The organism is Pseudomonas sp. P65(2024), assembly GCF_057480955.1.
This window is the reverse complement of sequence record NZ_JBLIYX010000027.1, coordinates 43,209-54,885: the sequence shown is the minus strand read 5'-3', so window position 1 is coordinate 54,885 and position 11,677 is coordinate 43,209. Positions and strand designations below refer to the sequence as shown.

The 11,677-nt window shown below is 67.1% G+C and carries 9 protein-coding genes; 2 read left to right on the top strand and 7 right to left on the bottom strand.

Translation table 11 applies throughout. The annotated features are described in order from the left end of the window. Positions 1-235: 235 nt before the first annotated feature. The 7 genes from AC25MA_RS24625 to AC25MA_RS24595 all read right to left on the bottom strand — a co-directional run bounded on the left by AC25MA_RS24625 (position 236) and on the right by AC25MA_RS24595 (position 8,835). Positions 236-955, bottom strand: a complete 720-nt coding sequence (locus tag AC25MA_RS24625) for a thioesterase II family protein (protein ID WP_028688760.1) — start codon at positions 953-955, stop codon at positions 236-238. Positions 956-959: 4 nt separating this feature from the next. Next, complete coding sequence (locus tag AC25MA_RS24620; RefSeq protein ID WP_003256222.1) at positions 960-1,181, bottom strand: MbtH family protein; 222 nt, start codon at positions 1,179-1,181, stop codon at positions 960-962. A 145-nt stretch (positions 1,182-1,326) separates the two neighbouring features. Next, complete coding sequence (locus AC25MA_RS24615) at positions 1,327-2,721, bottom strand: efflux transporter outer membrane subunit (protein ID WP_486972479.1); 1,395 nt, start codon at positions 2,719-2,721, stop codon at positions 1,327-1,329. Continuing rightward, complete coding sequence (locus AC25MA_RS24610; RefSeq protein ID WP_028688759.1) at positions 2,718-5,801, bottom strand: MexW/MexI family multidrug efflux RND transporter permease subunit; 3,084 nt, start codon at positions 5,799-5,801, stop codon at positions 2,718-2,720. Before AC25MA_RS24610 ends, AC25MA_RS24615 begins: the two co-directional genes overlap by 4 nt. Positions 5,802-5,819: 18 nt before the next feature. After that, complete coding sequence (locus AC25MA_RS24605; RefSeq protein WP_062363475.1) at positions 5,820-6,914, bottom strand: efflux RND transporter periplasmic adaptor subunit; 1,095 nt, start codon at positions 6,912-6,914, stop codon at positions 5,820-5,822. A 14-nt stretch (positions 6,915-6,928) separates the two neighbouring features. After that, positions 6,929-7,414, bottom strand: coding sequence for a DUF2165 family protein (locus AC25MA_RS24600; protein ID WP_062363470.1), 486 nt, complete (start codon positions 7,412-7,414; stop codon positions 6,929-6,931). A gap of 206 nt (positions 7,415-7,620) precedes the next feature. After that, a complete protein-coding gene (locus AC25MA_RS24595) occupies positions 7,621-8,835 on the bottom strand; it encodes a sugar transporter (protein WP_062363466.1) in 1,215 nt (404 codons plus the stop codon). A 210-nt stretch (positions 8,836-9,045) separates the two neighbouring features. On the opposite strand from AC25MA_RS24595, the gene AC25MA_RS24590 reads away from it, so the two are divergent. Further along, positions 9,046-10,362, top strand: a complete 1,317-nt coding sequence (locus tag AC25MA_RS24590; RefSeq protein ID WP_084943219.1) for a hypothetical protein — start codon at positions 9,046-9,048, stop codon at positions 10,360-10,362. Between the two features lie 249 nt (positions 10,363-10,611). Next, entirely contained in the window at positions 10,612-11,622 is a 1,011-nt protein-coding gene (locus tag AC25MA_RS24585) for a TerC family protein (protein ID WP_036985693.1), read from the top strand. The last annotated feature ends 55 nt before the right edge of the window (positions 11,623-11,677 follow it).

Genomic DNA, 11,677 nt, shown 5'->3' with positions numbered 1-11,677 from the left:
ACGGTCTCCGAAGTAAAAGCACCCTGCGAAAGCGTACGCCTCGCAGGGTGCCGGGGTGACCATCTCATTAAGTAACCCGCCGTAAGGGCGGAAAGGTGATTAAGCGTCGACATCACAAATGAATGCGCATACAACTTCCAAAACCAACAACAACAACAACAACAACAACAACAACAACAACAACAACAACAACAGATCAAATATCAGCTATAGCCAAACACCCCAACCCCACCAATCAAGCACAAAGCCTCAAAGGCTCCAACGTCCGGCAAAGCACATCAAGCACCCGCTCTTCCTGCTCATGAATAAAGAAATGCCCACCCGGAAACTTCGTCAGCGAGTACCCCCCGCCAGTCTCCCGCCCCCAAGCCTGCAACTGTTCATCACTGGCCCGATCCTCTTCACCACCCAGCACATGCAACGGACATTGCAACAACTGACGCGGCTCATACACATACCGCCCACAAAGCAAAAAGTCCGCCTGCACGATCGGCAAGGTCAGGCTCATCAGCTCCTGGTTGGCCAGCACCTCTTCAGGTGTCCCCCCTAGCTTGCGCAGTTCGCCGATCAGTTCGGCCTCCCCCCGAGGCTCGGTCCATTTGCCACCGGCATAGTCCTCCCGCCGGGTCGGCGCCGCCGTCCCACTGGCGAACAACGCCACCGGCGCCGGACAACCCAGCGCCCGCAGCTCGTGGGCCAGCTCGAAGGCGACCAGCGCCCCCAGGCTGTGCCCGAGCAGCGCGTAGGGCGCCTGGGTGGCGCCCCGCTGCTCATGGGCCAGCTGCCGGGCGAGCCCCCGCAGGTCGGTGTGCAGCGGATCGCCCATGCGCGCGCCACGCCCGGGCAACTCCACCGGGCGTACCTGCAGCCAGGCCGGCAGCTTGCGCCGCCAGCGGCTGTAGACCATGGCGCTGGCACCGGAGTACGGCAGGCACAGCAGGTTCAAGCTCGACACCGCCTTATTGCGCCGCGGCTTCGGCCATCTTCTGGCGCAGGCTCAGTGGGCGCATGTCGGTCCAGACCTCATCGATGTAGGCCAGGCAGTCCTTCTTCAGGCCGCTCTTGCCCACCGCGCGCCAGCCGTTGGGGATCGCCTTGTAGTCGGGCCAGATGGAATACTGCTCTTCGTGGTTGACCACTACCTGGAACTGGATATCGTCGCGGTCGAAAACGGAAGTCATTGCCTGTCTCCTTGAATGATGAGTGCCGAACGCGCCGGGCGCAGGGCGGCTTCCATGAAAACGAAGACCGCACCGGAAAAATTAGGCCCATCCTGGAACTCTTGCTCGCCGCCCATGGCGCCCACAGGGTAACAACCAATGAGGGCTACTGTGCCGCACTCCCCCACCCCAACGCCTTGTACAGCGCAATCGCATCCAGGTACGACGCCGTTTCCGCCTCGGCCACCTCGCGCTTGATCGAGAACAGCGCACGCTGGTTCTCCAACACCGCCAGGTAGGTCCCCGCTCCACGCCGATAGCGCTTGTTGGCAATGTCGATGGCCTCGCTGCCGTGGCCGGCGGAAGCCACCAGGCTTTGCAGCCGCGCCTGGTTGCGCACCAGTTGCGTCACCGCGTTCTCCACCTCTTCGCGGGCCAGCAGCACGGCCTGCTGGTAGCGTGCCTGACTGCCCTCGGCCAGCGCCTCGCGCACCCGCAAGCGGGCACGGGCGTTGCCCAGGCGCAGCGCCGGCCAAGTCACCACCGGCGCCAGCTCGTAGGCGCGGGCGGCACTGCCCAGGTCGCCGCTGCGCAGGGCGAAGAAACCGACGAAGCCGCCCAGGTCCAGACGCGGGTACAGCTCGGCGGTGGCCGCGCCGACATCCTCGGTGCTGGCCGCCAGCTCACGCTCGGCGCTGACCACATCAGGGCGCTGGCCGATCAGCGCGTCGACATCGCCCAACGGCAACTGGCGCGCCAACGGCGGCAGGAACGGCGCGGCGCCCTGTTCCTGGCTGCCCGGCACCTGCCCGGTCAGCACGTCGAGGCGGTAGCTGGCCTGCTGGATTGCCGCCTGCAACGGCGGCACCGCCGCCTCGCTGAGCAGCAAGTTGGCATGGGCGTTCTGCTGGTCCTCGTACTGGCCGCTGCCGGCGCGCACCTGGGCGCTGGTCAGCTGCAGGGTCTCGCGCCAGGCCTCGACCTGATCCTCGGCCACGGCCAGGCTGCGTTTGAGCCCAAGCTGGAGGTAGTAGTTGCGGGCGACTTCCGCGGCGATACTCAGGCGCGCCTGGCGCAGGTCCGCCGCCGCCGCGTCGGCGCGGGCCTCGGCGGCGTCGGTCAGGCGTTGCAGGCGACCGAACAGGTCGATCTCCCACTGCACGTCGAAGCCAGCGCGGTACTGCTCGGTGCGCATGCGCCGCGGGTCGCTGCCATCAGCCGGTTGCTGCTGCTCCAGGCTCTGGTTGTAGCCGGCGCGGGCGGTGACCCAGGGATAGCGGTCGAGGCTGCGGTCGTCGAACAGCGCCCGCGCCGCCAGCAGGTTGGCATGGGCCTGGCGGATATCGTGGTTGTTGGCCAGGGCCTGGTCGACCAGGCGCACCAGCTGCGGATCGTCGAAGAACCGCCACCACTGCGCCGGCAACTCGCCACGGGCGGCGAAGGCGGCGCGCTGCGGGCTGTGCACGCCACTGGCCGGTACCTCGGCCTTTTGGTAATCGGGGCCGACGCTGCACGCAGACAAGGCCAGGGCCATCAGGGAGACGACGAATACAGGCTTCATGGCTGGCCCTCCAGGGTTTCGGCCAACGAACGCGCCCGCGCCGAACGCGCGGTGCTGGCATGGTCACGGGCCAGCAGGCTGTAGATGGTCGGCAGCACGAACAGGGTGAACAAGGTCCCCACCAGCATCCCGGTGACGATCACCACGCCCAGCCCGAAACGGCTGGCAGCGCCAGCGCCCGAGGCGAACAGCAGCGGTATCAGCCCCACCACCATGGCTGCCGTGGTCATCAGGATCGGCCGCAGGCGGATCTGCGCCGCCTTGCCGATCGCCGTGCGCCGGTCCAGGTGCTGCTCGGCCTGCAGGGTGTTGGCAAACTCCACCATGAGAATGCCGTGCTTGCTGATCAGCCCGATCAGCGTCACCAGGCCGATCTGCGTATAGATGTTCACCGTGGCCACCCCCAGCGCCAGGGGCAGCAGCGCGCCGCTGATCGACAGTGGCACGGTGATCAGGATGATCAGCGGATCGACCAGGCTCTCGTACTGCGCGGCCAGCACCAGATAGATCACCACCACGGCGGCGAGGAACGCCAGCATCAGGGCGTTGCCCTCCTGCTGGTACTGGCGGGCGTCGGACTGCCAGTCAATGCTGAAACCAACGGGCAATTCAGCCGCGACCTGCTCGAGGAACGCCACCGTGTCGCCCAGTGTGACCCCGGCCGCCGGGATGCCCTGGAAAGTCGCGGCGTTCTGCTGGTTGAACTGGGTCAGGCGGTTGGGCTCGACCTGCTCGCTGACCTGCACCACGGTGGACAGCGGCACCAGCCGGCCCTCCTCGCTGCGCACGTACTGCCGGGTCAGGGCCTGCGGGGTCAGGCGCTGGTCGCGCGGGCTCTGGGCGATGACGTCGTAGGAGCGGCCGTCGAGGCCGAAGCGATTGAGGTAGTTCTCCCCCACAAGCACCGCCAGCGACTCGCCGATGTCCTGCATGCGGATGCCCATGCTGTTGGCCTTGGCGCGGTCGACCCGCACCTGCACCACCGGGTTGTTGTAATCCAGGTCGCTGTCGACCACGGCAAACAGGCCGCTCTGTCGGGCCTTGGCCTTGACCTGCTCCATGGTGTCGAACAGCACTCGGTAATCCTGGGAGCTGCGCAGCACCATCTGCACCGGCAGGCCGCCCGTCGAGCCCGGCAGCGCCGGCAGCTGGAAGGCAAAGATGCTGGTGCCTTCGACATCGTTCACCGCCGCCTGCAGGTCGAGCTGGATCTGCGAGGCGTTGCGCGCACGCTCGTCCCACGGTTGCAGGTTGATGCCGCCGATGCCCGAGGCGATGCCATCGCTGCCGTTGATGATCCAGGTGCTGACGGTCTCCGGCAGGGTGCGGTAGACCGCGTCGAGCTTGTCGGCGAATCGTTCGACATAGGCCAGGTTGGCATGCTGCGGCGCCTTGATCGCGGTAAGCAGCCCGGCCTGGTCCTCGGTCGGCGCCAGCTCGCGCTGCGGCAGGCTGTACAGCAGCGGCAGGCTGACCAGCACCAGCAAGGCGAAGCCGACACTGATCCAGCGATGTTTCAGCGAGAACCCCAATACATGGGCGTAGCGCTCGGCCAGCCAGTCGAAGAAACGGTTGGCGGCATGGGCCATGCGCCCTTCGGACTGACGCGCATCAAGCAGGAACGAGCTCATCACCGGCGACAGGGTCAGCGCCACCACACCGGAAACCACGACCGCGCCAGCCAGGGTCAGGGCGAACTCGCGGAACAGCGCGCCGGTCAGCCCGCCCATCATGCCGATCGGCGCGTACACCGCGGCCAGGGTGATGGTCATCGCGATCACCGGCCCGGCCACCTCGCGGGCGCCGATCAATGCCGCCGCCACCGGTGTGCGCCCCTCCTCGATATGGCGGTGGACGTTCTCCACCACGACGATGGCATCGTCCACCACCAGCCCCACCGCCAGCACCATGGCCAGCAAGGTGAGCAGGTTGATGCTGAAACCGAACGCCAGCATCAGCGCCGCCGCCCCAAGCATCGACAGCGGGATGGTCACCACCGGGATCAGTACCGTGCGCAACGAACCCAGGCACAGGTAGATCACCACCACCACGATGGCCAGGGCTTCGAGCAGGGTCTTGGTGACCTCGTCGATGGAGGCCTGGATGAACCGCGCCGTCTCGAAGGCCAGCTCGGCCTTGACGTCCGGCGGCAGGGTCTGGCGAATCTGCGGCAGCAGCTGGCGGATGCCCTCGACGATCACCAGCGGGTTGCCGCCCGGGGTGGCGAACAGGCCCAGGTGCACCGCCGGCACGCCGTCCATGCTGGCGCTGGTTTCGGCCGAGGCGGCGCCGAGCTCGACGGTGCCGATGTCGCGGATGCGCACCAGGCCGTTGCCGTCGTTGCGGATCACCAGCTCGCGGAAGTCGCCGACCGAGGTCAGGTCGGTGTCGACGCGAATATTGGCGATCACGTACTGCCCCTTCACCTTGCCGGGTGCCGCCTGGTAGTTGTTGCGCCGCACCGCCTCGGCCACATCGGCGGCGGTCAGGCCCCGGGCGGCCAGGCGCGCCGGGTCGATCCACAGGCGCATCGACAAGGTCTGGCCACCGAACACCTGGACCTTGGCCACGCCTTCGATGGTACTGAGCAGCGGCTCGACCACCCGCGTGAGGTAGTCGGTCATGGCCGGAATCGGCAGGCTCGGGCTGGCAAAGCCGATATAGGCCACCGCCGTCGACTCCCCGGCCGAGCGCTCGATGACCGGGTCGTAGGCGCGCTCCGGCAGGCGGAAGCGCACCTGGTTGACCTTGGCCATCACCTCGGTCAGCGCCTGGGTCGAGTCGCGGTTGAGCTCCATGCGCACGGTCACCAGGCTGCGGCCCTGCACCGAGGAGGACGACAGGTAGTCGATGCCTTCCACCGACGACACCGCCTGGGCGATCGGCTGGGTGACGAAGCCCTGCATCAGCTCGGCCGGGGCGCCGGGGTATTCGGTGGTCACGGTGATGGTCGAGCTTTCCAGCAATGGGTACTGGCGGATCGGCAACTGCAGCAGCGACAGCAGCCCCAGCAGCAGGATCAGGGTGCTGACCACCAGCGCCAGCACAGGCCGGCGCACGAACAGGTCGGTGAATGTCATGGCGTGTTCTCGCTGGGGTCAGGCGCCGCTGGCCGGGGCCTGCAGGGTGTCTTCGGTGGCTTGCACGGCGGTGCCGTCGCTCAGGCGCAACTGCCCCGACACCACCACTTGGTCGTCCTCGTTCAAGCCCTGTTCGATCACCACCCGACCGGCCTGGCGCTCGCCGGTGCGCACCGCCACCCGCTGCACCACCAATGCACCGGCGGCGTCATCGTGGCGGGCGACGAACACCGTGTCGCCATAGGCGGTATAGGCCACCGCGGTTTCCGGCACGGTCAGCACCTGGCCGTCATCGGGGCTGGCCACCTGCACGCTGGCGTACATGCCGGCCGCCAGGCGCGCATCGGACTTGGCCAGGGTGGCCTGGACCTGCACGGTGCGCGACCGGCCGATCAACGGGTCGATGGCCGTGATATGAGCGGTGAACGGCGTGTCGGGGAAGGCATCCAGACGCACCTCGACCGGCTGGCCGGGGCGCAGTTGGGCACTCAGCTGCTCTTCGAGGGAGAAGTTGACGTACAGGCTGCGGGTGTCGATCAGGCTGACCACCGGATCACCGACATTGAGGTACTGGCCCTGGTTCACCCGGCGGATGCCCAGGCGCCCGTCGAACGGCGCGCGCACCGCCTTCTGGGCGATCACCGCCTCGGTGCGGGCCAGTTCGCCCTGGGCCATGTCGCGGGCCGCCAGGGCGTTGTCCAGCTGTTCCTGGGTGGCGGCGTTCTCGCGCAGCAGGTCCTTGACCCGCCGGTGGTTGGTCCGCGCATTGTCCAGCTGGGCCTTCAGGCGCAGGCGCTCGGCCTGCTCGGGGGCATCGTTGAGGGTGACCAGCACATCGCCCTTGCGCACCTGCTGGCCGGACGTGAAGTTGATCGCCGTCACCCGTCCGCCGATTTCGGCCGACACCAGCACCTGGTGCACCGCCTCCAGCTCGCCGACGCCGGCGAAGGCACGTTTCTGTGGTGCTTTCTGCACCGTGGCCAGGGCCACCTTGACCAGGTGCCGCGCCGGTGTCGCCGTGGCCTGGGCCTGGCCGGCATGGCGCCAGGCCAGACCGCCGGCAGTCACAAGCGCCAGTACCAGGACGCTGCCGAGTATCGCCTTGCTCTTCATCGCGCGTCCTCGCCTCAGGCCCAATTCAGGTTGAACAGGAAGAACGCCAGGATCGCCCACAGCACCAGCACCAGATGGGTGAGCTGTAGGCCTTCCTGGCGAATCCAGTAGCCGAACCACAGGCCACCGAGCAGCATGGCAAAGGTGAAGGCGAGGAAGGCGGCGAGCGCCAGGTTCAGCCAGGCGCGGGCCATGAGCGGGTCCTGGGCAACGATCAGCCCGTAGCAACCGATCCAGGCCGCCACGCTGGCGACCACCTGCAGCAGCAGGATCACCAGCAGCGCGGTGCGGGCCAGGCCGGTCGACTGGCAGGCCCGGCGCAGCAGGGGGAAGTCGATGGCCGGTGGCTGGCGCAGCGGCGCCATGGCCAGGGTGGCGCCGATGGCGCCAACGGAGCTGGCGAAAGCCTGCAGGTTGTTCAACACCGCGATGCTCAGCCACAAGGCCAGGCCCACGGCCTGGATGGCCTGGAACAGCCACAGGGAGGTGTGCAAATCCATATCAACGTCCGTATTGATGGCCTGGCCAGGGGGAACAGGCAATTACACAAGAAAACGCTTGGATATTAGTGGCAGCCTTGCCGATACACAAGCGCCCCTATTACAGGGGCGCATATTGTCTGAGGGATTGATGCGGATCAGTCGATGGGCATTCGCGTGCCGGGGCTGCGCTTCGATGCTCGGGCAGCCCCTACAGAGGTCGCGGTTCAGACCTGGCCGGGAACGCGCGTCAAGGCCTCACGAAAGCGCTGGGTGCTGGACAATGCCAGCACCAGGCCAACCACCGCCACGCCGCCACCGACCAGGCCGATATGCGCCACGCCCAGCTGGCTGCTGACGATGCTGCCCAGCAGCGCGCCGCCGCCGATGCCGATGTTGTAGATCCCCGAAAACAGCGCCATGGCCACGTCGGTGGCATCCGAGGCGAGCTTCAGCGTCTTGGACTGCAGGGCCAGGCTGAAGCTCAGGATCGCCACGCCCCAGACCATGCTCAGCCCGGCGAACACCGGGAAATTGCCCGACAGCGGCAGCAGCAGCAACAGGCACGCCGCCAGGGCGCCGATGGCGCCCACCAGGAAGCCATGGGGGAACCGCTCGCTGTAGCGGCTGAACAGCACCGAACCGAACACCCCGGCGCCGCCGAACAGCAACAGCAGCAGCGTGGTGCGCTCGCCGCCGATCTGCGCCACGTGCAAGGCAAACGGCTCGATATAGCTATAGGCGGTGAACTGCGCGGTGATCACCAGCGTCACCAGCAGGTAGGTGATCACCAACGCCGGGCGCTTGAACAGGATCGGCAGGCTGCGCAGCGAGCCGGAGTTCTGGCTCGGCAGCAGCGGCAGCGACTTCATCAGGCACAGCATGGTCGCCAGCGCCACCCCGGCAATGCACAGGAAGGTGATGCGCCAGCCCAGCGCCTCGCCCACCACCCGCCCCAGCGGGATGCCCATGACCATCGCCAGGGTGGTACCGGTGGCCAAAAGGCCCAGCGCCTTGGCCTGCTGGCCGGGCGGCGCCACGCGCACCGCCAGCGACGCGGTGATGGCCCAGAACACGGCGTGGGCCAGGGCAATGCCGATGCGGCTGACCAGCAGCATGGCGAAGCTCTGCGACAACCACGACAACAGGTGGCTGGCGATGAACACCAGGAACACGATCAGCAGCAGGCGCCGCCGCTCGATGTTGCGGGTCATCAGCATCATCGGCAGCGACGCCAGCGCCACCACCCAGGCATAGATGGTCAGCATCAGGCCGACCTGCGCGGTGGTCATCTCGAAACTGCGACCGATGTCGCTGAGCAGCGCCACCGGGACGAACTCGGTGGTGTTGAAGATGAACGCCGCCAGCGCCAGGGCGATGACGCTCAGCCAGCTGCCGTTGCCGGCTGCAGGGGGCATGGAGGTGGGTACGGGTCCATTCATGTGAAGAGGTCTTTCTCCGCGGGCAAGGCAACAGGACGCGCATCGCCTGCCCAGGTGCCAGGCCGGTGATGCACGTTTTTGATTATTGGAAGGATGCCCAGCATGGTACGCATCAAGCCCGGACCTCACAACCACGGACGCCGACGGAGTACCATGCACCCTTTTGTGGCAGCGCCACTCACCCTGCGGAACAAGGAGTTCGATCCGCCCATGGACAAGCAGCACCCCCAGCAGCAATGGCGCGAGGCGGTCATCGCCTACGCCGAGGCCATCAACCGCTATGTCGCGCAGGGCCGTGCGCAAGGCTGGGACGATCTGGAGGAGCCGCAGGCAGCGGCGACCGAACACCTGCTCGACGCCTGGCTGGCGGCGCTGCGGGCCATCAACCGACCCGGCGTCGAGCCGGCGCAGCGCCAGCTGTTCCGCGAAGCCTGGCCGCCAGCGCACCTGCCGCTGGTGCCCCTGTTCGAGGAACAGGCCCAGGGCATCGGCAACCTGCTGCTGCTCGACGACGGCAGCCTGCTGGCGCGCATCGGCATGCCGTTCGACCGGGGCCAGGTGCTGCGTATCGACGACCAGGGCATCACCCCGGTAATCGGCGTCGAGCACTTCGGCCGCTGCCCGCAGCGGCGCTACTACGCCCTGGCCAATGCCGAAGGGGTGCGCGTGACCGATGGCTGGGGCGGCCCGCAGGTGGCCAGGCTGGCCTGGCCCCATGGCCTGGAAGGGTTGCCCGCCGGCTATCCGTTCGACCCCTTCGACCTGCCGCCGACGCCCACCGCGCTGCTGCCCTTCCCTGACGGCCAGCGGGTCCTGCTGGTCAGCAGCGACGGCATCTTCGTCCTCGCCGCCAACGGTGCCACGCGCCTGCTGCCACGCCAGGAGACGATTCTCGAGGACCTGCGCCAAGGCACCGATCCGGACGACATAGCCCTGGGCCTGGCCATGGAGCACGCCGCGTTGTCACCGGATGGCCGGCTGATCGCCCTGGGTGAGCAGTGCGGCCGGCACCTGGTGCTCGACGAACACTTCAGGCCCATCGCCGAAGTCGGCCCGGCCAGCGAGTACCCGCACTTCGCCCTGTTCAACCGGCGCGGCGACCAGCTGATCCTCAACGCCTGCCATTTCTACCAGGGCGGCACCGTCGGCGTGCGGGTGGCCGACCTGCCGGGGCTGGACACCGGCTTCTACAGCGAGGACCCGCGCACGCCGCTGTTGCAGGACGGCGCGCGGATCTACGCAGGCGTCACCCGCGAAGGCGAGTACATCGTCGGCGACGCCCATGGCTATCTGCGCGCCTTCGGCGAGGACGGCAGCGAGCACTGGCAGCACTACCTCGGCTCGACCATCAGCGCCATGGACATCAGCGCCGACGGCCGCACCCTGGCGGTGGCCAGCCATGCCGGCTTCATTTCACTGATCGCCCTGGACAGCGGCCGGCCGCAATGGCAGATCGGCACCGGGGCGCATGGCGAGGTACGACGCTGGGTGTGCTGGAAGGGGTTCGAGCAGCCGCTGGCCTGGTAGGCCGGCGGCGCCCCGGAGATGTGCCCCTAACGGATACGCTGCAAGACCCGTCAGAACCCATAGCGCGCAGTCGGTCCGTCGCGCCGCTGGCCATTGGATCCAGGCAAAGAAATGTAACAGCCTGCCATTCGGCAAGCCCGAGGATCGCGACTAGGCTCACAATCATGTGATGCCGGGCCCCTCTGACGGTTTGCGCCGCCATGTCGGAATCACTGTTGCCATGCAACGTCGACAATCAAGGAGGGGCTCATGACGGCTCTGCAGCAATTCCTCTTCACGCCTTTTCTCGGCACCAGCGCCTGGTTGTGGCTGGTCTTCATCACCATCGTCATCGCCTTGCTGGTCCTCGACCTGGGTGTGCTGCACCGCCAGGACCGCGAGATCGAGATGCGCGAAAGCCTGCTGCTGTACTCGGGCTACTTCAGCGTCGGCGTGCTGTTCGGCGTGTGGGTCTGGTATGAGCTGGGCGCGCAACCGGCGCTGGAGTTCTACACGGGTTTTCTGGTCGAGCAATCGCTGTCGATGGACAACGTGTTCGTCATGGCGATGATCTTCAGCTTCTTCGCCATCCCCCGCCGCTACCAGCACCGCGTGCTGTTCTGGGGCATCCTCGGGGTGGTGGTGCTGCGGGCGATCATGATCGGCGTGGGCGCCGCGCTGGTACAGCACTTCGCCTGGGTACTGTACCTGTTCGGCGCCTTCCTGCTGTTCACCGGGGTGAAGATGGCGCTGTCGAAGGACGACGCCCACCCGGACCTGGCCAACAACCCGGTACTGCGCTTCGTGCGCCGGCACATGCGCGTCACCGACGAGTTGCATGGCCGGCACTTCTTCGTTCAGCTCACACCGCCCGGAGCAACGCGGGCTATCCGCTATGCCACGCCGCTGTTCCTGGCCCTGGTATTGATCGAACTGGCCGACCTGGTGTTCGCCGTCGACAGCGTACCGGCGATCTTCGCCATCACCCAGGATCCGTTCATCGTCTACACCTCGAACATTTTCGCCATCCTCGGCCTGCGCTCGCTGTACTTCGCCCTGGCGGCGCTGATGCACCGCTTCGTCTACCTCAAGTACGCGCTGGCGCTGGTGCTGATCTTCATCGGCTGCAAGATCTTCTGGCACGGGCTGGTGGGCAAGGTGCCGGCCGGGGTGTCGCTGGGGGTGACATTCGGCCTGCTGCTCGGCGGCGTGCTGCTGTCGCTGCTGCGCACCCGCGACAAAAAGGCGGATCCGACAGCGGTCGATGAAGCCCGACGATAACGAGCCGGGCAGCAGCGAAGGCCAGGACTCCTGGCCCATCGCCGCTGCCCGGCAG